Origin of the sequence: Streptomyces sp. NBC_00582, from assembly GCF_036345155.1 — a bacterium.
Taxonomy (GTDB): Bacteria; Actinomycetota; Actinomycetes; order Streptomycetales; family Streptomycetaceae; genus Streptomyces.
The window spans coordinates 4,502,048-4,523,230 of record NZ_CP107772.1 but is presented as its reverse complement, the minus strand read 5'-3'; the positions used below and the strand labels follow the sequence as shown (position 1 = coordinate 4,523,230).

33 protein-coding genes and 1 pseudogene are annotated in these 21,183 nt (G+C 67.4%); 32 read left to right on the top strand and 2 right to left on the bottom strand.

What is annotated here, in order from left to right:
* The first annotated feature begins 240 nt into the window (after positions 1–240).
* The 32 genes and pseudogenes from rpsJ (at position 241) to truA (ending at position 17,975) form a co-directional block, all read left to right on the top strand.
* Positions 241–549, top strand: a complete 309-nt coding sequence (gene rpsJ, locus OG852_RS19940) for a 30S ribosomal protein S10 (protein ID WP_003948644.1) — start codon at positions 241–243, stop codon at positions 547–549.
* Positions 550–566: 17 nt separating this feature from the next.
* Positions 567–1,211 carry a 50S ribosomal protein L3 gene (gene rplC / locus OG852_RS19935; RefSeq protein WP_007384065.1) on the top strand — a complete coding sequence of 215 codons (645 nt, stop codon included), beginning with the start codon at positions 567–569 and terminating at the stop codon, positions 1,209–1,211.
* A gap of 8 nt (positions 1,212–1,219) precedes the next feature.
* Complete coding sequence (rplD, locus tag OG852_RS19930; RefSeq protein ID WP_067249214.1) at positions 1,220–1,873, top strand: 50S ribosomal protein L4; 654 nt, start codon at positions 1,220–1,222, stop codon at positions 1,871–1,873.
* On the top strand, positions 1,873–2,292 hold the full coding sequence (gene rplW / locus OG852_RS19925) for a 50S ribosomal protein L23 (RefSeq protein WP_133914848.1): 420 nt from the start codon (positions 1,873–1,875) through the stop codon (positions 2,290–2,292). The genes rplD and rplW overlap by 1 nt, the downstream gene beginning before the upstream one ends.
* A gap of 40 nt (positions 2,293–2,332) precedes the next feature.
* Positions 2,333–3,169 (top strand): 50S ribosomal protein L2, encoded by an 837-nt coding sequence (rplB, locus tag OG852_RS19920; protein ID WP_030788280.1) that lies wholly within the window; start codon positions 2,333–2,335, stop codon positions 3,167–3,169.
* A gap of 12 nt (positions 3,170–3,181) precedes the next feature.
* Positions 3,182–3,463 carry a 30S ribosomal protein S19 gene (rpsS, locus tag OG852_RS19915; RefSeq protein ID WP_023547380.1) on the top strand — a complete coding sequence of 94 codons (282 nt, stop codon included), beginning with the start codon at positions 3,182–3,184 and terminating at the stop codon, positions 3,461–3,463.
* A 45-nt stretch (positions 3,464–3,508) separates the two neighbouring features.
* Positions 3,509–3,856: a 50S ribosomal protein L22 gene (gene rplV / locus OG852_RS19910; protein WP_133914849.1), complete on the top strand. Its 348-nt coding sequence runs from the start codon at positions 3,509–3,511 to the stop codon at positions 3,854–3,856.
* Positions 3,856–4,686, top strand: coding sequence for a 30S ribosomal protein S3 (rpsC, locus tag OG852_RS19905; protein ID WP_133914850.1), 831 nt, complete (start codon positions 3,856–3,858; stop codon positions 4,684–4,686). The genes rplV and rpsC overlap by 1 nt, the downstream gene beginning before the upstream one ends.
* A gap of 5 nt (positions 4,687–4,691) precedes the next feature.
* Positions 4,692–5,111: a 50S ribosomal protein L16 gene (rplP, locus tag OG852_RS19900; RefSeq protein WP_030788270.1), complete on the top strand. Its 420-nt coding sequence runs from the start codon at positions 4,692–4,694 to the stop codon at positions 5,109–5,111.
* Positions 5,111–5,335, top strand: coding sequence for a 50S ribosomal protein L29 (rpmC, locus tag OG852_RS19895; protein ID WP_007494763.1), 225 nt, complete (start codon positions 5,111–5,113; stop codon positions 5,333–5,335). The genes rplP and rpmC overlap by 1 nt, the downstream gene beginning before the upstream one ends.
* Positions 5,335–5,619: a 30S ribosomal protein S17 gene (gene rpsQ / locus OG852_RS19890; protein ID WP_004984524.1), complete on the top strand. Its 285-nt coding sequence runs from the start codon at positions 5,335–5,337 to the stop codon at positions 5,617–5,619. The genes rpmC and rpsQ overlap by 1 nt, the downstream gene beginning before the upstream one ends.
* A gap of 100 nt (positions 5,620–5,719) precedes the next feature.
* Positions 5,720–6,088 carry a 50S ribosomal protein L14 gene (rplN, locus tag OG852_RS19885; protein ID WP_003998823.1) on the top strand — a complete coding sequence of 123 codons (369 nt, stop codon included), beginning with the start codon at positions 5,720–5,722 and terminating at the stop codon, positions 6,086–6,088.
* Positions 6,089–6,090: 2 nt separating this feature from the next.
* Positions 6,091–6,414: a 50S ribosomal protein L24 gene (rplX, locus tag OG852_RS19880; protein WP_030039760.1), complete on the top strand. Its 324-nt coding sequence runs from the start codon at positions 6,091–6,093 to the stop codon at positions 6,412–6,414.
* On the top strand, positions 6,414–6,971 hold the full coding sequence (gene rplE, locus OG852_RS19875; protein ID WP_007494758.1) for a 50S ribosomal protein L5: 558 nt from the start codon (positions 6,414–6,416) through the stop codon (positions 6,969–6,971). The genes rplX and rplE overlap by 1 nt, the downstream gene beginning before the upstream one ends.
* A 5-nt stretch (positions 6,972–6,976) precedes the next feature.
* Positions 6,977–7,162 (top strand): type Z 30S ribosomal protein S14, encoded by a 186-nt coding sequence (locus OG852_RS19870; protein ID WP_003956452.1) that lies wholly within the window; start codon positions 6,977–6,979, stop codon positions 7,160–7,162.
* A 214-nt stretch (positions 7,163–7,376) separates the two neighbouring features.
* Complete coding sequence (gene rpsH, locus OG852_RS19865) at positions 7,377–7,775, top strand: 30S ribosomal protein S8 (RefSeq protein WP_055632350.1); 399 nt, start codon at positions 7,377–7,379, stop codon at positions 7,773–7,775.
* Between the two features lie 24 nt (positions 7,776–7,799).
* Positions 7,800–8,339, top strand: coding sequence for a 50S ribosomal protein L6 (rplF, locus tag OG852_RS19860; protein WP_133914851.1), 540 nt, complete (start codon positions 7,800–7,802; stop codon positions 8,337–8,339).
* 3 nt (positions 8,340–8,342) lie between these two features.
* Complete coding sequence (gene rplR, locus OG852_RS19855; protein WP_055632352.1) at positions 8,343–8,726, top strand: 50S ribosomal protein L18; 384 nt, start codon at positions 8,343–8,345, stop codon at positions 8,724–8,726.
* 39 nt (positions 8,727–8,765) lie between these two features.
* Positions 8,766–9,371, top strand: a complete 606-nt coding sequence (gene rpsE, locus OG852_RS19850; protein ID WP_132857213.1) for a 30S ribosomal protein S5 — start codon at positions 8,766–8,768, stop codon at positions 9,369–9,371.
* A gap of 2 nt (positions 9,372–9,373) precedes the next feature.
* Entirely contained in the window at positions 9,374–9,556 is a 183-nt protein-coding gene (rpmD, locus tag OG852_RS19845; protein ID WP_009190145.1) for a 50S ribosomal protein L30, read from the top strand.
* Between the two features lie 2 nt (positions 9,557–9,558).
* Positions 9,559–10,014 carry a 50S ribosomal protein L15 gene (rplO, locus tag OG852_RS19840; RefSeq protein ID WP_133914852.1) on the top strand — a complete coding sequence of 152 codons (456 nt, stop codon included), beginning with the start codon at positions 9,559–9,561 and terminating at the stop codon, positions 10,012–10,014.
* A gap of 259 nt (positions 10,015–10,273) precedes the next feature.
* The gene (secY, locus tag OG852_RS19835) at positions 10,274–11,587 is read left to right on the top strand and encodes a preprotein translocase subunit SecY (protein WP_133914853.1); all 1,314 of its coding nucleotides are present in this window, start codon (positions 10,274–10,276) and stop codon (positions 11,585–11,587) included.
* A complete protein-coding gene (locus tag OG852_RS19830; protein ID WP_133914854.1) occupies positions 11,587–12,249 on the top strand; it encodes an adenylate kinase in 663 nt (220 codons plus the stop codon). The genes secY and OG852_RS19830 overlap by 1 nt, the downstream gene beginning before the upstream one ends.
* 103 nt (positions 12,250–12,352) lie before the next feature.
* Positions 12,353–13,189: a type I methionyl aminopeptidase gene (gene map / locus OG852_RS19825; protein ID WP_133914855.1), complete on the top strand. Its 837-nt coding sequence runs from the start codon at positions 12,353–12,355 to the stop codon at positions 13,187–13,189.
* A 104-nt stretch (positions 13,190–13,293) separates the two neighbouring features.
* Positions 13,294–13,452: pseudogene (locus tag OG852_RS19820) on the top strand (type I methionyl aminopeptidase); the annotation flags it as partial.
* A gap of 327 nt (positions 13,453–13,779) precedes the next feature.
* Complete coding sequence (gene infA / locus OG852_RS19815) at positions 13,780–14,001, top strand: translation initiation factor IF-1 (protein ID WP_003948620.1); 222 nt, start codon at positions 13,780–13,782, stop codon at positions 13,999–14,001.
* A gap of 62 nt (positions 14,002–14,063) precedes the next feature.
* A complete protein-coding gene (rpmJ, locus tag OG852_RS19810) occupies positions 14,064–14,177 on the top strand; it encodes a 50S ribosomal protein L36 (protein ID WP_004984509.1) in 114 nt (37 codons plus the stop codon).
* 219 nt (positions 14,178–14,396) lie between these two features.
* Positions 14,397–14,777, top strand: coding sequence for a 30S ribosomal protein S13 (gene rpsM, locus OG852_RS19805; protein ID WP_030788235.1), 381 nt, complete (start codon positions 14,397–14,399; stop codon positions 14,775–14,777).
* A gap of 68 nt (positions 14,778–14,845) precedes the next feature.
* Entirely contained in the window at positions 14,846–15,250 is a 405-nt protein-coding gene (rpsK, locus tag OG852_RS19800; protein WP_010354218.1) for a 30S ribosomal protein S11, read from the top strand.
* Positions 15,251–15,368: 118 nt separating this feature from the next.
* A complete protein-coding gene (locus OG852_RS19795) occupies positions 15,369–16,391 on the top strand; it encodes a DNA-directed RNA polymerase subunit alpha (RefSeq protein ID WP_003966937.1) in 1,023 nt (340 codons plus the stop codon).
* A 94-nt stretch (positions 16,392–16,485) separates the two neighbouring features.
* Positions 16,486–16,989 carry a 50S ribosomal protein L17 gene (rplQ, locus tag OG852_RS19790; RefSeq protein WP_133914856.1) on the top strand — a complete coding sequence of 168 codons (504 nt, stop codon included), beginning with the start codon at positions 16,486–16,488 and terminating at the stop codon, positions 16,987–16,989.
* Positions 16,990–17,117: 128 nt separating this feature from the next.
* Positions 17,118–17,975 carry a tRNA pseudouridine(38-40) synthase TruA gene (gene truA / locus OG852_RS19785; RefSeq protein WP_330348578.1) on the top strand — a complete coding sequence of 286 codons (858 nt, stop codon included), beginning with the start codon at positions 17,118–17,120 and terminating at the stop codon, positions 17,973–17,975.
* On the opposite strand, the gene OG852_RS19780 is transcribed toward truA, so the two are convergent.
* Together OG852_RS19780 and OG852_RS19775 are read right to left on the bottom strand one after the other, a co-directional pair.
* On the bottom strand, positions 17,972–19,972 hold the full coding sequence (locus OG852_RS19780) for a glycosyl hydrolase family 28-related protein (RefSeq protein ID WP_330348577.1): 2,001 nt from the start codon (positions 19,970–19,972) through the stop codon (positions 17,972–17,974). The genes truA and OG852_RS19780 overlap by 4 nt on opposite strands.
* A 97-nt stretch (positions 19,973–20,069) precedes the next feature.
* Positions 20,070–20,942 carry a hypothetical protein gene (locus OG852_RS19775; RefSeq protein WP_330348576.1) on the bottom strand — a complete coding sequence of 291 codons (873 nt, stop codon included), beginning with the start codon at positions 20,940–20,942 and terminating at the stop codon, positions 20,070–20,072.
* Between the last annotated feature and the right edge of the window lie 241 nt (positions 20,943–21,183).

Genomic DNA, 21,183 nt, shown 5'->3' with positions numbered 1-21,183 from the left:
AGCGCTGGGGCGGACGTACGGGAATCTTTCGGGAAGCGCGGTGCGGCAGCGGCCAGGCGCCCGGTGGGCCTTCCGGTCCCCGGCCTGCGGTACCGGAAGGGCCGTGTGCATTCCCGTAGGGATGTTCGAACAAGGGACATCTTTGTCAGCGGGAGCGCGACACGCCCGACCGCGTGGGTCGGAGAAACGAAGAAGAACCGGGCTCCAGAGCGTAAGAAGACAAAGGACTACTGAGTAGCCATGGCGGGACAGAAGATCCGCATCCGGCTCAAGGCCTACGACCACGAGGTCATCGACTCCTCGGCGAAGAAGATCGTCGAGACGGTGACCCGCACTGGTGCGTCGGTCGCGGGCCCGGTGCCGCTGCCCACTGAGAAGAACGTGTACTGCGTCATCAAGTCGCCGCACAAGTACAAGGACTCGCGCGAGCACTTCGAGATGCGCACGCACAAGCGCCTGATCGACATCCTCGACCCGACGCCCAAGACCGTTGACTCTCTGATGCGACTCGACCTCCCGGCCGGTGTCGACATCGAGATCAAGCTCTGAGGGCTGGTGATCTGAGAATGGCTAAGCAGATCAAGGGCATCCTGGGCGAGAAGCTCGGCATGACGCAGGTGTGGGACGAGAACAACCGCGTTGTTCCGGTCACCGTCGTCAAGGCCGGCCCCAACGTCGTGACCCAGGTCCGCACGAACGACGCCGACGGCTACGAGTCCGTCCAGATCGCGTTCGGCGAGATCGACCCGCGCAAGGTGAACAAGCCCCTCAAGGGCCACTTCGCCAAGGCCGACGTCACTCCCCGCCGCCACCTCGTCGAGATCCGTACCGCTGACGCCAGTGAGTACACCCTCGGCCAGGAGATCACCGCCGAGGTGTTCGAGGCCGGCATCAAGGTCGACGTGACCGGCAAGAGCAAGGGCAAGGGCTTCGCCGGTGTCATGAAGCGTCACAACTTCAAGGGCCTCGGCGCCGGTCACGGCACCCAGCGCAAGCACCGCTCGCCCGGTTCCATCGGTGGCTGCGCCACCCCGGGCCGCGTGTTCAAGGGCCTCCGCATGGCGGGTCGCATGGGCAACGAGCGTGTCACCACCCAGAACCTGACCGTCCACGCCGTTGACGCGGAGAAGGGTCTGCTGCTCATCAAGGGCGCTGTCCCCGGTCCGAACGGCGGCCTCGTCCTGGTCCGCACCGCGGCCAAGGGGGCCTGAGGTAACCGATGAGCACTGTTGACATCCTTTCGCCTGCCGGCGAGAAGACCGGTAGCGTCGAGCTCCCCGCGGAGATCTTCGGCGTGGAGAAGGTCAGCATCCCGCTGATCCACCAGGTCGTCGTCGCGCAGAACGCGGCTGCCCGCCAGGGCACGCACAAGACCAAGACCCGTGGCGAAGTCCGTGGTGGTGGCAAGAAGCCCTACCGCCAGAAGGGCACCGGCCGCGCCCGTCAGGGCTCGACCCGCGCGCCGCAGTTCGCCGGCGGTGGCGTCGTGCACGGCCCCGTGCCGCGCGACTACTCGCAGCGGACCCCCAAGAAGATGAAGGCTGCCGCCCTGCGTCACGCCCTCACCGACCGGGCCCGCCACAACCGCATCCACGTCGTCACCGGCGTGGTCGACGGCGACATCTCCACCAAGGCCGCGAAGACGCTGTTCGGCAAGATCAGCGAGCGCAAGAACCTGCTGCTCGTCGCCGAGCGCAGCGACGAGGCCGCGTGGCTGTCCGCCCGCAACCTGCCCCAGGTGCACATCCTGGAGCCGGGCCAGCTGAACACGTACGACGTGATCGTCTCGGACGACGTGGTCTTCACCCAGGCCGCTCTCGAGTCCTTCGTCGCCGGCCCGAAGGCCAACGACACCGAAGGGACTGAGGTCTGATGGCCACCCGTCACCCCTCCATCGCCTCGAAGGCCGCCAAGGCCGCGAAGGCCGCGCGCGTCGCCAAGGCGAAGCGTCACGCCACCGAGGGCAAGAACACCGTCGTCACCGCGCCCAGCAAGGCGTACACGGACCCCCGTGACGTGCTGCTGAAGCCGGTCGTGTCGGAGAAGAGCTACGCGCTCCTCGACGAGAACAAGTACACGTTCATCGTCGACCCGAACGCCAACAAGACCCAGATCAAGCAGGCCGTCCAGGCGGTCTTCTCGGTCAAGGTCACCGGGGTCAACACGATCAACCGCCAGGGCAAGCGCAAGCGGACCCGCACCGGCTTCGGCCAGCGCGCGGCGACCAAGCGCGCGATCGTGACCCTCGCCGAGGGCGACCGTATCGACATCTTCGGCGGTCCGACCGCCTAAGGGCGGTCCGGATCGTCCGATATCGGACGAGGACTGAGAAATGGGAATCCGCAAGTACAAGCCGACTACGCCGGGCCGTCGTGGCTCCAGCGTCGCCGACTTCGTCGAGGTCACGCGGTCCACGCCGGAGAAGTCGCTGGTCCGCCCCCTGCACAGCAAGGGCGGCCGTAACAATTCCGGTCGTGTGACCGTTCGCCACCAGGGTGGCGGCCACAAGCGTGCCTACCGCGTGATCGACTTCCGTCGTCACGACAAGGACGGCGTGCCGGCGAAGGTCGCGCACATCGAGTACGACCCCAACCGCACCGCGCGCATCGCGCTGCTGCACTACGCCGACGGCGAGAAGCGCTACATCCTCGCCCCGCGCAACCTGCAGCAGGGTGACCGCGTCGAGAACGGTCCCGGGGCCGACATCAAGCCGGGCAACAACCTGGCGCTGCGCAACATCCCGGTCGGTACCACGATCCACGCGATCGAGCTCCGTCCCGGTGGCGGTGCCAAGTTCGCCCGCTCCGCCGGTGCCTCCGTGCAGCTGCTCGCGAAGGAGGGCTCGATGGCCCACCTCCGCATGCCCTCCGGTGAGATCCGCCTGGTCGACCAGCGCTGCCGCGCCACGGTCGGCGAGGTCGGCAACGCCGAGCAGAGCAACATCAACTGGGGCAAGGCCGGCCGCAAGCGCTGGCTGGGCGTCCGCCCGACCGTCCGTGGTGTCGCGATGAACCCGGTCGACCACCCGCACGGTGGTGGTGAGGGCAAGACCTCCGGTGGCCGTCACCCGGTCTCCCCGTGGGGTCAGAAGGAAGGCCGTACTCGTTCGCCCAAGAAGGCGTCGAACAAGTACATCGTCCGCCGCCGCAAGACGAACAAGAAGCGCTAGGAGCGGGTTTAGATGCCGCGCAGTCTCAAGAAGGGGCCCTTCGTCGACGACCACCTGATCAAGAAGGTGGACGCCCAGAACGAAGCAGGCACCAAGAACGTCATCAAGACCTGGTCCCGTCGCTCCATGATCGTGCCGGCCATGCTCGGCCACACGCTCGCGGTGCACAACGGCAAGACCCACATCCCGGTGTTCGTCACCGAGTCGATGGTCGGTCACAAGCTCGGCGAGTTCTCGCCGACGCGCACCTTCCGGGGTCACGTCAAGGAAGACCGGAAGTCGAAGCGCCGCTAGTAGCGGATCGCATTCAGACACGTAAGTAACTCTGAAGGGACAACCATGGAAGCCAGGGCCCAGGCGCGGTACATCCGCGTCACGCCCATGAAGGCCCGCCGTGTGGTGGACCTCATCCGTGGCATGGACGCCACGGAGGCCCAGGCTGTTCTGCGATTCGCTCCGCAGGCAGCCTCCGTGCCCGTCGGCAAGGTGCTCGACAGCGCCATCGCCAACGCCGCGCACAACTACGACCACACGGACGCCAACTCGCTGTTCATCAGCGAGGCGTACGTCGACGAGGGTCCGACCCTGAAGCGGTTCCGGCCGCGCGCCCAGGGCCGTGCCTACCGGATCCGCAAGCGGACCAGCCACATCACCGTGGTCGTCGCCAGCAAGGAAGGAACCCGGTAATGGGCCAGAAGGTTAACCCGCATGGGTTCCGGCTCGGCATCACCACGGACTTCAAGTCCCGTTGGTACGCCGACAAGTCGTACAAGGACTACGTCAAGGAAGACGTCGCCATCCGTCGGATGATGACGTCCGGCATGGAGCGCGCCGGCATCTCGAAGGTGGAGATCGAGCGCACCCGTGACCGTGTCCGCGTGGACATCCACACCGCGCGTCCGGGCATCGTCATCGGCCGCCGCGGCGCCGAGGCCGACCGTATCCGCGGCGACCTGGAGAAGCTGACCAAGAAGCAGGTCCAGCTCAACATCCTCGAGGTCAAGAACCCGGAGACGGACGCTCAGCTGGTGGCCCAGGCCGTCGCCGAGCAGCTCTCCTCCCGCGTCTCCTTCCGTCGGGCCATGCGCAAGAGCATGCAGTCCGCCATGAAGGCCGGCGCCAAGGGCATCAAGATCCAGTGCGGTGGCCGCCTCGGCGGCGCCGAGATGTCCCGCTCGGAGTTCTACCGCGAGGGCCGTGTGCCCCTGCACACGCTCCGCGCGAACGTGGACTACGGCTTCTTCGAGGCCAAGACGACCTTCGGCCGCATCGGTGTGAAGGTCTGGATCTACAAGGGCGACGTCAAGAACATCGCCGAGGTCCGCGCCGAGAACGCCGCTGCCCGCGCCGGCAACCGTCCGGCCCGTGGCGGCGCTGACCGTCCCGCCGGCCGTGGTGGCCGCGGTGGCGAGCGTGGCGGTCGCGGTCGTAAGCCGCAGCAGGCTCCGGCTGCCGAGGCCCCCAAGGCCGACGCTCCCGCCGCCGCTCCGGCTGAGAGCACCGGAACGGAGGCCTGACCGACATGCTGATCCCCCGTAGGGTCAAGCACCGCAAGCAGCACCACCCGAAGCGTCGCGGTGAGGCCAAGGGCGGTACGACGGTCGCGTTCGGCGAGTACGGCATCCAGGCCCTCACGCCGGCGTACGTGACCAACCGCCAGATCGAGGCGGCTCGTATCGCGATGACCCGCCACATCAAGCGTGGCGGCAAGGTCTGGATCAACATCTACCCGGACCGCCCGCTCACGAAGAAGCCCGCCGAGACCCGCATGGGTTCCGGTAAGGGTTCGCCGGAGTGGTGGATCGCGAACGTGCACCCGGGCCGGGTCATGTTCGAGCTGTCCTACCCGAACGAGAAGATCGCCCGTGAGGCCCTCACTCGCGCCGCCCACAAGCTGCCGATGAAGTGCCGGATCGTCAAGCGCGAGGCAGGTGAAGCGTGATGTCGGCCGGTACCAAGGCGTCCGAGCTGCGCGAGCTGGGCAACGAGGAGCTTCTGGCGAAGCTCCGCGAGGCCAAGGAAGAGCTGTTCAACCTCCGCTTCCAGGCGGCGACTGGTCAGCTCGAGAACCACGGCCGTCTGAAGGCGGTCCGCAAGGACATCGCGCGGATCTACACCCTGATGCGCGAGCGTGAGCTGGGCATCGAAACGGTGGAGAACGCCTGATGAGCGAGAACAACGTGACTGAGAACACTGAGGCGCGCGGCTTCCGCAAGACCCGTGAGGGTCTCGTCGTCAGCGACAAGATGGACAAGACCGTCGTCGTCGCCGTCGAGGACCGCGTCAAGCACGCGCTGTACGGCAAGGTCATCCGCCGTACGAACAAGCTCAAGGCGCACGACGAGCAGAACGCCGCGGGCGTCGGCGACCGCGTCCTCCTGATGGAGACCCGGCCGCTGTCCGCGACGAAGCGCTGGCGCGTCGTCGAGATCCTCGAGAAGGCCAAGTAAGTCTCCTGCGGGGCATCCCTCGCAGGACAGTTCCGCCAGGCTCCGGGAGCCGCTCCGCTGAGCGGCTCCCGGGGAACCGGCAGACAAACAGGAGATAGACGTGATCCAGCAGGAGTCGCGACTGCGTGTCGCCGACAACACTGGTGCGAAGGAGATCCTTTGCATCCGTGTGCTCGGTGGCTCCGGTCGCCGCTACGCGGGCATCGGTGACGTCATCGTCGCCACCGTCAAGGACGCGATCCCCGGTGGCAACGTGAAGAAGGGTGACGTCGTCAAGGCGGTCATCGTTCGCACCGTCAAGGAGCGCCGCCGTCCGGACGGCTCGTACATCCGCTTCGACGAGAACGCCGCTGTCATTCTGAAGAACGACGGCGACCCTCGCGGCACCCGCATCTTCGGCCCGGTCGGCCGTGAGCTGCGCGAGAAGAAGTTCATGAAGATCATCTCGCTCGCGCCGGAGGTGCTGTAAGCATGAAGATCAAGAAGGGCGACCTGGTCCAGGTCATCACCGGTAAGGACAAGGGCAAGCAGGGCAAGGTCATCGCGGCCTTCCCCCGCGAGGACCGCGTCCTGGTCGAGGGTGTCAACCGGGTCAAGAAGCACACCAAGGCCGGCCCGACCGCCAAGGGTTCCCAGGCCGGCGGCATCGTGACCACCGAGGCCCCGATCCACGTGTCCAACGTTCAGCTGGTCGTGGAGAAGGACGGCAACAAGGTCGTCACGCGTGTCGGTTACCGCTTCGACGACGAGGGCAACAAGATCCGCGTTGCCAAGCGGACGGGTGAGGACATCTGATGGCTACCACCACCACTCCGCGTCTCAAGACGAAGTACCGCGAGGAGATCGCGGGCAAGCTGCGTGACGAGTTCAAGTACGAGAACGTCATGCAGATCCCCGGCCTCGTCAAGATCGTGGTCAACATGGGTGTCGGCGACGCCGCCCGTGACTCGAAGCTGATCGAGGGCGCGATCCGCGACCTGACCACCATCACCGGTCAGAAGCCGGCCGTCACCAAGGCCCGCAAGTCCATCGCGCAGTTCAAGCTGCGCGAGGGTCAGCCGATCGGTGCTCACGTCACGCTCCGTGGCGACCGCATGTGGGAGTTCCTGGACCGCACCCTGTCGCTCGCGCTGCCGCGCATCCGCGACTTCCGTGGTCTGTCCCCCAAGCAGTTCGACGGCCGTGGCAACTACACCTTCGGTCTCACGGAGCAGGTCATGTTCCACGAGATCGACCAGGACAAGATCGACCGTGTCCGGGGTATGGACATCACCGTGGTCACCACGGCGACCAACGACGCTGAGGGCCGCGCGCTCCTTCGTCACCTCGGCTTCCCGTTCAAGGAGGCGTGAGCGAGATGGCGAAGAAGGCTCTGATCGCTAAGGCTGCTCGCAAGCCCAAGTTCGGTGTGCGCGCGTACACCCGCTGCCAGCGCTGCGGCCGTCCGCACTCCGTGTACCGCAAGTTCGGCCTCTGCCGCGTGTGCCTTCGTGAGATGGCTCACCGTGGCGAGCTGCCGGGCGTGACCAAGAGCTCCTGGTAAACCCCTTATTTAGGGGTTCCGGAGGCTCTCGGTAAGCACTGGGCGTGTCAGGCGCCCTCCCTTTCATGGCTTAGGCTTGGAGGGTTGGGCGCCTGATTGCCGCCCTTACGACTTACTACGCCGTAGGTCCACCGCGCCGCACCCGTCCCGTCTCGGATCGGGGAGAGGGATGGCGCACCAGGAAACCCCGGCGAGAGAGGCCACAGGCCAATTCATGACCATGACTGATCCGATCGCAGACATGCTGACGCGTCTGCGGAACGCGAACTCGGCGTACCACGACTCCGTGACGATGCCGGCGTCCAAGATCAAGTCTCACATCGCGGAGATCCTCCAGCAGGAGGGCTTCATCACCGGCTGGCGCGTCGAGGACGCCGAGGTCGGCAAGAACCTCACCCTCGAGCTGAAGTTCGGCCCGAACCGTGAGCGCTCCATCGCGGGCATCAAGCGGATCTCCAAGCCCGGTCTCCGGGTCTACGCGAAGTCCACCTCCCTGCCGAAGGTGCTGGGCGGCCTCGGCGTGGCGATCATCTCCACGTCGCACGGGCTCCTCACCGACAAGCAGGCCGGCAAGAAGGGCGTAGGCGGGGAAGTCCTCGCCTACGTCTGGTAGCAGAAGGGAACGGAGGAAACAGCTATGTCGCGCATCGGCAAGCTCCCCATCGCGGTTCCCGCCGGCGTGGACGTCACCATCGACGGCCAGACGGTCTCGGTCAAGGGCCCCAAGGGCACGCTGACCCACACCGTCGTTTCGCCGATCGAGATCGCCAAGGGTGAGGACGGCGTCCTGAACGTCACCCGCCCCAACGACGAGCGTCAGAGCAAGGCCCTGCACGGCCTGTCCCGCACGCTGGTGGCGAACATGATCACCGGCGTGACCCAGGGTTACGTGAAGAAGCTCGAGATCAGCGGTGTCGGTTACCGCGTGACCGCCAAGGGCTCGAACCTCGAGTTCGCGCTCGGTTACAGCCACCCGATCGTCGTCGAGGCCCCCGAGGGCATCACCTTCAAGGTCGAGGCTCCGACCCGTTTCTCGGTCGAGGGCATCGACAAGCAGAAGGTCGGCGAGGTCGCGGCCAACATCCGCAAGCTGCGCAAGCCCGACCCGTACAAGGCCAAGGGCGTCAAGTACGAGGGCGAAGTCATCCGCCGCAAGGTCGGAAAGGCGGGTAAGTAAGCCATGGCATACGGGCAGAAGATCCTGAAGGGCGACGCCTACAAGCGCGCCGCGATCAAGCGCCGTCACATCCGGATCCGCAAGCGGATCTCCGGTACGGCGGAGCGTCCCCGTCTGGTCGTTACCCGCTCGAACCGCCACATCGTGGCTCAGGTGATCGACGACATCAAGGGTCACACCCTGGCGTCGGCGTCCACCCTGGACACGTCGGTCCGCGGTGGCGAGGGCGACAAGTCCGCGCAGGCCAAGCAGGTCGGCGCCCTGGTCGCCGAGCGTGCCAAGGCCGCCGGTGTCGAGGCTGTCGTATTCGACCGTGGTGGCAACCAGTACGCCGGGCGCATCGCCGCCCTGGCGGACGCCGCCCGCGAAGCCGGGCTCAAGTTCTGAGCCTGCCGTAGCTAGCGGAAAAAGAGAGAGGTAATTCCAATGGCTGGACCCCAGCGCCGCGGTGGCGGTGCCGGTGGCGGCGAGCGGCGGGACCGGAAGGGCCGTGACGGCGGCGCTGCTGCCGCCGAGAAGACCGCGTACGTTGAGCGCGTCGTCGCGATCAACCGCGTCGCCAAGGTTGTGAAGGGTGGTCGTCGCTTCAGCTTCACCGCGCTGGTCGTGGTGGGCGACGGTGACGGCACCGTGGGTGTCGGTTACGGCAAGGCCAAGGAGGTGCCGGCCGCCATCGCCAAGGGCGTTGAGGAGGCCAAGAAGCACTTCTTCAAGGTCCCCCGTATCCAGGGCACCATCCCCCACCCCATCCAGGGTGAGAAGGCTGCCGGCGTCGTGCTGCTCAAGCCCGCGTCCCCGGGTACCGGTGTGATCGCCGGTGGTCCGGTGCGTGCCGTGCTCGAGTGCGCCGGTATCCACGACGTGCTGTCGAAGTCGCTCGGCTCCGACAACGCGATCAACATCGTGCACGCGACCGTGGCGGCCCTGAAGGGTCTGCAGCGTCCCGAGGAGATCGCGGCCCGCCGCGGTCTGCCGCTCGAGGACGTCGCCCCCGCGGCCCTGCTTCGTGCGCGTGCCGGGGTGGGTGCGTAATCATGGCGCAGCTCAAGATCACGCAGACGAAGTCCTACATCGGCAGCAAGCAGAACCACCGCGACACCCTGCGTTCCCTGGGCCTCAAGCGCCTCGGTGACGTGGTCGTCAAGGAGGACCGCCCCGAGTTCCGCGGCATGGTGCACACCGTCCGCCACCTCGTGACGGTCGAGGAGGTCGACTGATCATGGCGGAGAACAACCCGCTCAAGATCCACAACCTCCGTCCCGCCCCGGGCGCCAAGACCGCCAAGACCCGTGTGGGTCGTGGTGAGGCGTCGAAGGGTAAGACGGCCGGTCGTGGTACGAAGGGCACGAAGGCCCGTTACCAGGTTCCGGAGCGCTTCGAGGGTGGCCAGATGCCGCTCCACATGCGCCTCCCGAAGCTGAAGGGCTTCAAGAACCCGTTCAAGACCGAGTTCCAGGTCGTGAACCTCGACAAGCTGGCAGCGCTCTACCCCGAGGGTGGCGAGGTCACCGTCGAGGGTCTGGTGGCCAAGGGCGCCGTTCGCAAGAACGCGCTCGTCAAGGTCCTCGGCCAGGGCGAGATCTCCGTGGCGCTGCAGGTGACGGTCGACGCCGTCTCCGGCTCCGCCAAGGAGAAGATCACCGCCGCCGGCGGTACCGTCACCGAGCTCGTCTGACCACATCAGGCGTCTCGATGACTTGAGCGATCCCGACCGGGGATACCCCACAAATGGGGTATCCCCGGTTGGTCGTTCCTAGGGCGGCTGTGTCGCGGGTAAGGTGACCAGCACTGCCCACTTTTCACAAGGTTCTCCCAAGGGGGCACCTTGAACGACAGTCGGCCGTTACTCATGTCGTTGTCGTTTGTCGTTGTTCTTATTGGACCTTCAAGACCGTCACCCTTGACGCAGATGCGCGGGGGTCGCAGGAGGCACCGTGCTCACCGCGTTCGCCCGGGCGTTCAGGACGCCCGACCTGCGCAAGAAGCTGCTCTTCACGCTCGCCATCATCGTGGTCTACCGGGTCGGTACGCACATCCCGATCCCCGGTGTCGACTACACGTCCGTCCAGCGCTGCGTCGACGAGGCGTCCGGCAACCAGGGCCTCTTCGGTCTGGTGAACATGTTCAGCGGCGGCGCGCTGCTGCAGATCACGGTCTTCGCCCTGGGCATCATGCCGTACATCACGGCGAGCATCATCCTTCAGCTGCTGACCGTGGTCATCCCGCGCCTGGAGGCCCTCAAGAAGGAGGGCTCGGCCGGTACGGCGAAGATCACGCAGTACACGCGTTACCTGACCGTGGCGCTGGCCATCCTGCAGGGCACCGGCCTGGTGGCCACCGCCCGCAGCGGCGCGCTCTTCTCCGGCTGCACCGTCGCCAGCCAGATCGTGCCGGACCGCGCGATCTTCACCACCATCGTGATGGTCATCTGCATGACCGCCGGTACGGCCGTCGTCATGTGGCTCGGTGAGCTCATCACCGACCGCGGCATCGGCAACGGCATGTCGATCCTGATGTTCATCTCGATCGCCGCGACCTTCCCGTCCGCGCTGTGGGCCATCAAGAAGTCGGGCACCCTGGCGGACGGCTGGATCGAGTTCGGCACGGTCATCGCGGTCGGCCTGGTGATGGTCGCCCTGGTGGTCTTCGTCGAGCAGGCCCAGCGCCGGATCCCCGTGCAGTACGCCAAGCGTATGATCGGCCGCCGCTCCTACGGCGGTACGTCGACGTACATCCCGCTCAAGGTGAACCAGGCCGGTGTGATCCCGGTCATCTTCGCCTCGTCGCTGCTCTACATCCCGGCCCTCGTGGCGCAGTTCTCCAGCGGCACCTCCAGCTGGAAGACCTGGATCGAGGCCAACCTGACCAAGGGTGACCACCCGATCTACATCAGCCTGTACTTCCTGCTGATCGTCTTCTTCGCCTTCTTCTATGTCGCCATCTCCTTCAACCCCGAGGAAGTCGCCGACAACATGAAGAAGTATGGTGGCTTCATCCCGGGCATCCGGGCTGGCCGACCGACCGCTGAGTACCTCTCCTACGTGCTCAACCGGATCACCTGGCCGGGTTCGCTGTACTTGGGTCTGATCGCTCTCGTCCCGACGATGGCGTTGGTTGGCTTCGGGGCAAGCCAGAACTTCCCGTTCGGCGGGACCAGCATCCTGATCATCGTGGGTGTGGGTCTCGAGACGGTGAAGCAGATCGAGAGCCAGCTCCAGCAGCGCAATTACGAAGGGTTCCTCCGCTGATGCGAATCGTCCTCGTCGGGCCGCCGGGTGCCGGAAAGGGTACGCAGGCCACTCGCCTGGCCGAGACACTGCGCGTTCCGCACATCTCCACGGGCGACCTGTTCCGCGCCAACATCAGCCAGCAGACCGACCTCGGGAAACTCGCGAAGTCCTACATGGACAAGGGCGAACTGGTGCCGGACACGGTGACCATCGCCATGGCCAAGGACCGCATGGAGCAGCCGGACGCCGAGCGCGGCTTCCTGCTGGACGGTTTCCCGCGCAATGTCTCGCAGGCCGAGGCCCTGGACGAGCTCCTCACGACCGAGGGCATCAAGCTGGACGCGGTACTCGACCTGGAGGCCCCCGAGGAGGAGGTCGTCAAGCGGATCGCCGGCCGGCGCATCTGCCGCAACGACTCGTCCCACGTCTTCCACGTGACGTACAAGAAGCCGCAGACCGAGGGCGTCTGTGACGTCTGCGGCGGTGAGCTGTACCAGCGGGACGACGACTCCGAGGAGACCGTCCGGACGCGGCTTGAGGTCTACCACACGCAGACCGAGCCGATCATCGACTACTACAAGGCCCAGGGCCTGGTCGTGACCATCGATTCCATGGGCCCCGTGGAGCAGGTCACCGACCGCGCGCTGGCGGCGTTGAAGCGTGAGGGCGACGACGCGTAGTCGTCGGACCCGTACGGCCGTGGAGTCCCCCTGGACCCCACGGCCGTACTGTTGTGTAGGTAGTACGTACCCCCCGACCGAGTGATGGAGAGCGCAGGCCCTCATGGTGCAGATCAAGAGCCCCGAGCAGATCGCGAAGATGCGTGCGGCGGGGCTGGTCGTCGCCGCCATCCACGCGGCGACGCGGGAGGCGGCGGTGCCGGGGGCGTCGACGAAGGACCTGGACGAGGTCGCGCGCAAGGTGCTCGCGGAGCACGGCGCGAAGTCGAACTTCCTCGGGTACGGCGGTTTCCCCGCGACGATCTGCACCTCGGTGAACGACGTGGTCGTCCACGGCATCCCGTCCGACGAGGTGGTCCTCAAGGACGGCGACATCATCTCGATCGACTGCGGCGCGATCGTGGACGGCTGGCACGGGGACGCGGCCTACACGGCGTTCGTGGGCTCCGGTCACTCCCCGGAGCTGATCGAGCTCTCCCGGGTCACGGAGGAGTCGATGTGGGCCGGCATCGCGGCCATGAAGCTCGGCAACCGGCTCGTCGACGTCTCCCGTGCCATCGAGACGTACATCCGCCGCCAGCCGAAGCCCGGCGGCGGGCGCTACGGCATCATCGAGGACTACGGCGGCCATGGCATCGGCACCGAGATGCACATGGATCCGCATCTGCTGAACTACGTCGACCGCCGCCGGGGCAAGGGCCCCAAGCTGGTCCCCGGCTTCTGCCTCGCCATCGAGCCGATGGTCTCCCTCGGCACCCCGCGCACGGAGGTCCTCGAGGACGACTGGACGGTCATCACGACCGACGGCACGTGGTCCTCGCACTGGGAGCACTCGGTGGCCCTGACGGAGGAGGGCCCGCTGGTGCTGACGGCTCCCGACGGCGGTAAGGCGAAGCTGGCGGAGCACGGGGTCGCGGCCGCGCCGGATCCGCTCGCGTGACGGCGCCGGAGCCCCCGGTCCGCCGGTCGGAGGCCGGCGCAGCCGCTCGAAGCTTGTGAGGCGCCCTGGCGCCGAGCCCGCGAGAGGGGCGTCGAGGATTGGTCGACTGGACGGTCATCACGACCGACGGCACGTGGTCCTCGCACTGGGAGCACTCGGTGGCCCTGACGGAGGAGGGCCCGCTGGTGCTGACGGCTCCCGACGGCGGGAAGGCGAAGCTGGCGGAGCACGGGGTCGCGGCCGCGCCGGATCCGCTCGCGTGACGGCGCCGGAGCCCCCGGTCCGCCGGTCGGAGGCCGGCGCAGCCGCTCGAAGCTTGTGAGGCGCCCTATCCGTTGGGCTGAGGTTGTCGGGTGGCTGCGGGGCCGGTGGGGGGCTGGGCGCGCAGTTTCCCGCGCCCCTGAAGTTGGGTGCCCCGAGGGGATTTTCAAGCTTACGGATCTTTCGGGTGGGGCAGACTCTCTCGATTCGTGTTTCTCGGAGCGCTGACGTAGACTGACTCGTCGGCTCTCGTGCACCCGCATGTCCGCGTGCGCCCCGCAGGGGGAAGCAGGGGAGTCGATCAAGGTAGTCGATTCGAAGGGCAAAGCGTGGCCAAGAAGCAAGGTGCCATCGAGATCGAGGGCACTGTCGTCGAGTCTCTGCCGAACGCCATGTTCAAGGTCGAGCTCCAGAACGGCCACCAGGTCCTGGCACACATCAGCGGCAAGATGCGTATGCACTACATCCGCATCCTCCCTGACGACCGGGTCGTGGTGGAGCTGTCTCCGTACGACCTGACGCGTGGCCGGATCGTCTACCGGTACAAGTAGATCTTGCCCACGTCCCGCGTGAGCGGGGCCGCCGGCAACTGACCCGGAGAACCTCACATCCCATGAAGGTCAAGCCGAGCGTCAAGAAGATCTGCGACAAGTGCAGGGTGATCCGCCGTCACGGTCGGGTCATGATCATTTGCGAGAACCCGCGCCACAAGCAGCGCCAGGGCTGATCGCAGCCGATCACACCCTCTGCATCGACATCGCAGAGACTTCGCGCGACGCGAGCTGAATATGTTCATACGCAGGACCCAGGCGGGGGTTTCTTCTTGCCTGACACCCCCGGTTCGGAGGCCGGGGACCCAGTCGTACCAAGTCTTCGTGAAGTGAAGAGGCCGGCGGCTGGGATCCGGTTCTGTGGAAGACCTCCGACGATCACCAGGAGCCATTGAATGGCACGCGTTTCCGGTGTTGACATCCCGCGCGACAAGCGCGTGGAGGTCGCCCTCACCTACGTGTTCGGCATCGGCCGGACCCTCTCGCAGGAGACGCTGGCTGCGACCGGCGTCGACCCGAACACCCGTGTTCGCGACCTCTCCGAGGAGCAGCTCGTCGCGATCCGCGAGTACGTGGACAACAACATCAAGACCGAGGGTGACCTCCGTCGCGAGATCCAGGCCGACATCCGCCGCAAGGTCGAGATCGGTTGCTACCAGGGTCTCCGTCACCGTCGTGGTCTGCCCGTCCGCGGTCAGCGCACCAGCACGAACGCCCGCACCCGCAAGGGCCCGCGTCGCGCCATCGCCGGCAAGAAGAAGCCGGGCAAGAAGTAGTCCACAGCGGACTTCGCCGTCCAGCGGTCTTCGCTGTAGGACCGACCACCTCCCGTAGGAGTTAGTAGATGCCCCCCAAGGGACGTCAGGGCGCTGCCAAGAAGGTGCGCCGCAAGGAAAAGAAGAACGTCGCGCACGGCCAGGCGCACATCAAGAGCACGTTCAACAACACGATCGTGTCCATCACGGACCCGGCCGGCAACGTGATCTCCTGGGCCTCCGCCGGCCACGTCGGCTTCAAGGGCTCGCGCAAGTCCACGCCGTTCGCCGCGCAGATGGCCGCCGAGTCGGCTGCCCGTCGCGCGCAGGAGCACGGCATGCGCAAGGTCGACGTCTTCGTCAAGGGCCCGGGCGCCGGTCGTGAGACCGCGATCCGTTCCCTGCAGGCCACGGGCCTCGAGGTCGGCTCCATCCAGGACGTCACCCCGACCCCGCACAACGGCTGCCGTCCGCCGAAGCGTCGCCGCGTCTGACGCACGGTTGTCTTGAGGCTACGGGCGGTACGGCTCCATAAAGGGCCGTATCGCCCGTACCCTTGCAGTACAGAGTCGGGCGTCAAATAGCGGGCGCCCCTGACTGAAGGAAAACACCATGCTGATCGCTCAGCGTCCCTCGTTGACCGAAGAGGTCGTCGACGAGTTCCGCTCCCGGTTCGTGATCGAGCCGCTGGAGCCGGGCTTCGGCTACACCCTCGGCAACTCCCTGCGCCGCACGCTCCTCTCCTCGATCCCGGGTGCGGCGGTCACGTCCATCCGTATCGACGGTGTCCTGCACGAGTTCACCACCGTGCCGGGCGTCAAGGAGGACGTCACCGACCTGATCCTCAACATCAAGCAGCTCGTGGTCTCCTCGGAGCACGACGAGCCCGTCGTGATGTACCTGCGCAAGCAGGGCCCGGGTCTGGTCACCGCCGCCGACATCGCGCCCCCGGCCGGTGTCGAGGTGCACAACCCCGACCTCGTCCTCGCCACGCTCAACGGCAAGGGCAAGCTGGAGATGGAGCTCACGGTCGAGCGCGGCCGCGGTTACGTCTCCGCCGTGCAGAACAAGCAGGTGGGCCAGGAGATCGGCCGTATCCCGGTCGACTCCATCTACAGCCCCGTGCTCAAGGTCACGTACAAGGTCGAGGCGACCCGTGTCGAGCAGCGCACCGACTTCGACAAGCTGATCGTCGACGTCGAGACCAAGCAGGCCATGCGTCCGCGTGACGCCATGGCGTCGGCCGGTAAGACGCTGGTCGAGCTCTTCGGGCTGGCCCGTGAGCTCAACATCGACGCCGAGGGCATCGATATGGGTCCGTCCCCGACGGACGCCGCCCTCGCCGCCGACCTGGCGCTGCCGATCGAGGAGCTGGAGCTCACCGTTCGGTCGTACAACTGCCTCAAGCGTGAGGGCATCCACTCCGTGGGTGAGCTCGTCGCCCGCTCCGAGGCGGACCTCCTCGACATTCGCAACTTCGGTGCGAAGTCCATCGACGAGGTCAAGGCGAAGCTGGCCGGCATGGGCCTGGCCCTCAAGGACAGCCCGCCCGGATTCGACCCCACGGCCGCCGCCGACGCCTTCGGCGCCGACGACGACGCGGACGCGGGTTTCGTGGAGACCGAGCAGTACTGAGACGTACTGACCGGTCGTAGCCGGTGAGCATCCGCTCATCGGGTTCCTGACCCCGGTACCTGATACGGCCGGGGCAGACACACAGGAGAAAGAAATGCCGAAGCCCACCAAGGGTGCCCGTCTGGGCGGCAGCGCCGCGCACGAGAAGCTGCTCCTCGCGAACCTGGCGAAGAGCCTCTTCGAGCACGGCCGTATCACCACCACCGAGGCGAAGGCCCGCCGTCTGCGGCCGTACGCCGAGCGTCTGGTCACCAAGGCGAAGAAGGGCGACCTTCACAACCGCCGTCAGGTGCTCCAGGTCATCACGGACAAGAGCGTCGTCCACACGCTCTTCACCGAGATCGGCCCGCGCTACGAGAACCGTCCGGGTGGCTACACCCGGATCACCAAGATCGGTAACCGTCGTGGCGACAACGCGCCCATGGCTGTCATCGAGCTGGTCGAGGCGCTGACTGTTGCACAGGCTGCGACGGGTGAGGCCGAGGCCGCGACGAAGCGTGCGGTCAAGGAGGCCGAGGCGGCCAAGGTCGAGGAGACCAAGGCCGACGAGGTCGTCGAGGACGCCGCTCCGGAGGCCGAGGAGTCGAAGGACGCGTAAGGCCGTCCTTCGGCTGCCGGTCCGTTGTGGCTGGTCGCGCAGTTCCCCGCGCCCCTGAAGGGGCGCGTCAGCGGGTCCGTTCCTTTCGAGGGGCGGGCCCGCTTCTGTGTTCCTGAGAGGATCTCTGTGTGAGTGACGAAGTACAGCCCGGTCAGGTGCGGGTGCGGCTCGATCTTTCCTACGACGGGACCGAGTTCTCCGGGTGGGCCAAGCAGGCCGGGGGGCGGCGGACCGTGCAGGGGGAGATCGAGGACGCTCTGCGGACGGTCACACGGTCGGGGGGGACGACGTACGAGCTGACCGTGGCCGGGCGCACCGACGCCGGGGTGCACGCACGAGGGCAGGTGGCCCATGTGGATCTGCCGGAGGGTGTGTGGCGTGAGCACCACGAGAAGCTGCTGAAGCGGCTTGCCGGGCGGTTGCCCCGGGACGTGCGGGTCTGGGCGCTCAGGGAGGCGCCCAGTGGCTTCAACGCCCGGTTCTCGGCGGTCTGGCGGCGGTACGCGTACCGGGTGACGGACAACCCCGGGGGTGTGGATCCGCTGCTGCGCAACCATGTGCTCTGGCACGACTGGCCGCTCGACGTCGACGCCATGAACGAGGCGGCGGCGCGGTTGCTCGGGGAGCACGACTTCGCCGCCTACTGCAAGCGGCGGGAGGGCGCCACGACCATTCGGACCCTCCAGGAGCTGAGCCTGGTGAAGGGGGACGACGGGATCATCACGGCGACCGTGCGGGCCGACGCGTTCTGTCACAACATGGTGCGCTCGCTGATCGGGGCGCTGTTGTTCGTGGGGGACGGGCACCGGGGGGCCGAGTGGCCGGGGAAGGTGCTGGCCGCGGGCGTGCGGGACTCCGCCGTGCATGTCGTACGGCCGCATGGGCTGACGCTGGAGGAGGTCGGGTATCCGGCCGACGAGCTGCTCGCCGCGCGGAGCAAGGAGGCGCGGAACAAGCGGACGTTGCCCGCGGCAGGTTGCTGCTAGGCCGGTTCCATGATGAGCCAGGCCACAGTCGAGGTGTCTGCGGGCATGCCCTTGACCGTGAAGGACGTGCCGGGGGTGCGGGAGGCCACGTAGGCGACGCCCGAGGGAGTGCCGGCGGGGGACTGGATCGTGAGGAAGATGCGGCTGGACGCGGTGACGGCGGTGGTGGGGACCGTCACCGGTGTCGTGCCGTTCAGGGTGACCGTGCCCATCTTGGCGTTGGTGCCCTCCTTGACCTTGATGCCCTTTCCGGCCAGTCCTACGACGATGTCGGCGTCGGGGCTGCCTATCTGGGCGGTGCCGAGGCGGCCCCAGGTGGTGTCGCGGCCGGTGCCGCCGCCCGGGCCGTAGGTCTGGGTGCCGTTGATCTCCATCGCGAAGCGGTTGACGGAGTCGCCGGTGACCTGGGACTGGAAGGCGCGGGAGGCCGGGTCGGCGGCGGTGACCGCGTAGCCCTGGCCGGAGGGGCGGCTCTGGACGAGGTGGACGCCGGGGGAGGCGCTCGCGTCGACCGTCATGCCGGGGGTGGTGAGGGAGATCCGGCCGCTGGCGCGGCCGACCTTGAGCGGGGTGTCGAGGACCGTGCCGTCGTCGGAGTGGCGGACGAGGGCGAAGTCCGAGCCGTCACCGGTCCCGGACTCGGTGGCGTCCGTGGTGCGCAGGGTCCAGCGGCGGTTCTTGCCGCGCGACCAGAACTCCAGGTCACGGGGGGTGCCGGCGGCTCCGGAGATCATGTGGACGTCGTGCTTGTCCCACTCGATGCCGGCGGCTCCGTGCGTGCCGGAGATCACCCCGCTGTGGCGGACGACGACCGCTCCGAGGTCCTGGAAGGGGGCCGTCGTACCGACGTACTCGCCGCCGACCACCGAGACGTTGCCGGCGGAGTTCAGGGCGGAGGTGGTGATGCCGTACGCGGGGGAGTGGGCGCCGGTGTTGTCGTCGTCGCGGCCGGTGGAGGTGGAGCAGCCGGTGAGGACGACGCCCTCGGCGGACTCGCCGGTGACGGTGAAGCCGGAGTAGGGGATGAGGGAGGTGGCGGTCTCCTTGCCGTCGCGTTTGGCGAGGCAGCCGAGGAGCTGGAGGAAGCGGCCGCCGGCGGAGGTCGCGAGGTGGAAGCCGTCCCGGCCGTTGCGGTCGGTGTTGCAGCCGATCATCACCATCGAGTAGTTGATCCCGGTGATGTGGTAGCCGTGCCGCGCGTTCCACTCGGAGCGGCAGTCGACGAAGGTGACGGCGTTGGGGTTGAGGATGTCGTAGCCGTGCCCCTGGTTGCCCTGGGAGTAGCACTGGAAGAGATCGGCGTCGACCAGGCCGCCCCCGGTGCCCGCGGCGTCGCCCCAGGTGAAGCCGTGGCCGTCGTTGTCGACGGCGTGGACCTGGTTGAGCTGGAAGGCGGCGGCGTTCTGGGCGTTCAGGCCGTGGCCGCTGAAGCGCCAGATGGTGACCTTGTCCATGCCGACGTCCTTGACGCCGGGGGTGATCCGGACGCCGTCGATCGCGGTGCCGGTGGCGGCCGTCTGGCCGCGGCCGTCCAGGGCCAGGCCGTACAGGCGAGGGCCGCCGCCGTACGCCGAGTCCGCGTACGTCCCCCGCGCCGGGGCCGGGTCGACGACGATCAGGGCCTCGCCGGTGAAGTTGCCGATGCCGGGGCGCAGATAGGAGGCGGTCATGTTGGTGCGGACGGGGAAGTGCGGGTTCCAGTCGCCGCGCAGGGTGACGCCCAGTTTGAGGCGGAGCGGGGAGGCGAGGCGGTAGCGGCCGGGCGGGAGGTAGACCGTGCCGCCCTGGCCGGCCGCGTCGATCGCCTTCTGGATGGCGGGCGCGTCGTCGGCCTTGTCGTCGCCGAGGGCCCCGTACGCCGTGTCCGTCACGTTGAGCCAGCCCGCGCCGGTGTCGGCGGCGGTGGCCCGCTGCGCGGTGACGATCGACGTGGCGAGGGCGGCGCCGGTGAGACCGGCGGCGCCGGCGAGGAGGCTGCGTCGGGTCGTGGCGCTCATGACGTGGTCCCCCCAGGGGTCCGTGACCGGATGATCAGGTGATCACTTGGGGGGAGTGTCGCACGTCCGTTTCGGCCCGGTTGCCCGGCCGCCCGGGTCAGCCCCCGGCGGCCGCCGACGCCTGGGCCTGGCCGCGCCGGTTGATCTGCTGGAAGGTGAACTCGGCGAGGTCGTCGCCCATCCGGAAGACGGCCGTGTCCTTGGTGGTCACGTCCTTGCCGTCGGTGAAGCCGGTGATGGTGAAGTAGGCGTAGCGGCCGTAGCTGTTGGTCGTCGAGCGGCAGATCGCGCCGTCGCAGAAGGCCTTCGCGCCCTTGCCGGTGAGCGCCTTCACGATGCTCTTGCTGTCGGCCTGGCTCTTGACCTTCAGGGCCTGCGCCTCGGTGTCGAAGACGGCCACGCCGACCGTCACCGCGGTGTCGCCCTTGGTGTACGTCACCCGCATCAGCCGGGTGCAGTCGTTGGCGGTGAGGACCTTGGGCAGGGTGCCCTGGGCGCCCGTGGTGCAGTCGGTGCTGTCGGCCGTCGGGCCCTTCTTGTACACGGTGGAGCCCATGGTGAGCTGTGTGCCGGGGAACATCAGCTCCGGGCTGTTGGCCGCCTTGTCCTTGGTCTTGCTGGAGACGAACTCCTTCGGGTCCAGCGCCGGCGGCGCGCTGGTCGGCGCGAAGGACGGAGTGCCGGACGCGCTCGGCAGGGCGGTCGCCGGCAGCGAGGACGTCGGCCGGTTGGCCTCGTCACCGCCGTCCGTGTTGACGACCGCCATGGTCACGGCGGCGCCGACGCCGACCGTGGCCAGCGCGCCCCCGACTATGAAGAACAGCTTGCGGCGCCGGTTGCGCTTCTCGGACGCGTCCGCGAGTGCGGCCCAGTCCGGGGACGGGCCGTCACTGCCGCCGGTCCACGGCTGCTGGGAGTTCGGTTTCCACGGATCCCACTGGGACTGAGGTCCCCCCTGCCCATAGCTCATGGGCCGCATCTTAGACGGCGGGACACGCCGTCGTTCCGCCCCAACTGCCTTTGAAACCTTCTCACCCGGAGATGTCGTGTTTGCCGTGCCGCCGGTCCCGTCCGGCCCTGCCACGGCCTCGTTTTGACCCCACCCTTGCGACACGGGTATCCTGCATCTTCGTTGTGTATTGGCTTGCTCATTCTCACGGGACGGGCCCTTACACCGGTCCACCGGGCCGATGACCAGCGACCAGCACGCG

Bases quoted from the DNA above. Each gene is read 5' to 3' on its own strand.
- OG852_RS19870 (WP_003956452.1), top strand. From the start codon at position 6,977: ATGGCGAAGAAGGCTCTGATCGCTAAGGCTGCTCGCAAGCCCAAGTTC.
- OG852_RS19780 (WP_330348577.1), bottom strand. From the start codon at position 19,972: ATGAGCGCCACGACCCGACGCAGCCTCCTCGCCGGCGCCGCCGGTCTC.
- rpsH (WP_055632350.1), top strand. From the start codon at position 7,377: ATGACCATGACTGATCCGATCGCAGACATGCTGACGCGTCTGCGGAAC.
- rpsQ (WP_004984524.1), top strand. From the start codon at position 5,335: ATGAGCGAGAACAACGTGACTGAGAACACTGAGGCGCGCGGCTTCCGC.
- map (WP_133914855.1), top strand. From the start codon at position 12,353: ATGGTGCAGATCAAGAGCCCCGAGCAGATCGCGAAGATGCGTGCGGCG.
- rplC (WP_007384065.1), top strand. From the start codon at position 567: ATGGCTAAGCAGATCAAGGGCATCCTGGGCGAGAAGCTCGGCATGACG.
- rpsM (WP_030788235.1), top strand. From the start codon at position 14,397: ATGGCACGCGTTTCCGGTGTTGACATCCCGCGCGACAAGCGCGTGGAG.
- OG852_RS19775 (WP_330348576.1), bottom strand. From the start codon at position 20,942: ATGAGCTATGGGCAGGGGGGACCTCAGTCCCAGTGGGATCCGTGGAAA.
- rplF (WP_133914851.1), top strand. From the start codon at position 7,800: ATGTCGCGCATCGGCAAGCTCCCCATCGCGGTTCCCGCCGGCGTGGAC.
- rpsC (WP_133914850.1), top strand. From the start codon at position 3,856: ATGGGCCAGAAGGTTAACCCGCATGGGTTCCGGCTCGGCATCACCACG.
- rplP (WP_030788270.1), top strand. From the start codon at position 4,692: ATGCTGATCCCCCGTAGGGTCAAGCACCGCAAGCAGCACCACCCGAAG.
- rplX (WP_030039760.1), top strand. From the start codon at position 6,091: ATGAAGATCAAGAAGGGCGACCTGGTCCAGGTCATCACCGGTAAGGAC.
- rplQ (WP_133914856.1), top strand. From the start codon at position 16,486: ATGCCGAAGCCCACCAAGGGTGCCCGTCTGGGCGGCAGCGCCGCGCAC.
- rplB (WP_030788280.1), top strand. From the start codon at position 2,333: ATGGGAATCCGCAAGTACAAGCCGACTACGCCGGGCCGTCGTGGCTCC.
- rpsS (WP_023547380.1), top strand. From the start codon at position 3,182: ATGCCGCGCAGTCTCAAGAAGGGGCCCTTCGTCGACGACCACCTGATC.
- rpmC (WP_007494763.1), top strand. From the start codon at position 5,111: ATGTCGGCCGGTACCAAGGCGTCCGAGCTGCGCGAGCTGGGCAACGAG.
- OG852_RS19795 (WP_003966937.1), top strand. From the start codon at position 15,369: ATGCTGATCGCTCAGCGTCCCTCGTTGACCGAAGAGGTCGTCGACGAG.
- rplW (WP_133914848.1), top strand. From the start codon at position 1,873: ATGGCCACCCGTCACCCCTCCATCGCCTCGAAGGCCGCCAAGGCCGCG.
- rplR (WP_055632352.1), top strand. From the start codon at position 8,343: ATGGCATACGGGCAGAAGATCCTGAAGGGCGACGCCTACAAGCGCGCC.
- rpmJ (WP_004984509.1), top strand. From the start codon at position 14,064: ATGAAGGTCAAGCCGAGCGTCAAGAAGATCTGCGACAAGTGCAGGGTG.
- rpsE (WP_132857213.1), top strand. From the start codon at position 8,766: ATGGCTGGACCCCAGCGCCGCGGTGGCGGTGCCGGTGGCGGCGAGCGG.
- OG852_RS19830 (WP_133914854.1), top strand. From the start codon at position 11,587: ATGCGAATCGTCCTCGTCGGGCCGCCGGGTGCCGGAAAGGGTACGCAG.
- rpmD (WP_009190145.1), top strand. From the start codon at position 9,374: ATGGCGCAGCTCAAGATCACGCAGACGAAGTCCTACATCGGCAGCAAG.
- rplD (WP_067249214.1), top strand. From the start codon at position 1,220: ATGAGCACTGTTGACATCCTTTCGCCTGCCGGCGAGAAGACCGGTAGC.
- rplE (WP_007494758.1), top strand. From the start codon at position 6,414: ATGGCTACCACCACCACTCCGCGTCTCAAGACGAAGTACCGCGAGGAG.
- rplV (WP_133914849.1), top strand. From the start codon at position 3,509: ATGGAAGCCAGGGCCCAGGCGCGGTACATCCGCGTCACGCCCATGAAG.
- rpsJ (WP_003948644.1), top strand. From the start codon at position 241: ATGGCGGGACAGAAGATCCGCATCCGGCTCAAGGCCTACGACCACGAG.
- rplO (WP_133914852.1), top strand. From the start codon at position 9,559: ATGGCGGAGAACAACCCGCTCAAGATCCACAACCTCCGTCCCGCCCCG.
- rpsK (WP_010354218.1), top strand. From the start codon at position 14,846: ATGCCCCCCAAGGGACGTCAGGGCGCTGCCAAGAAGGTGCGCCGCAAG.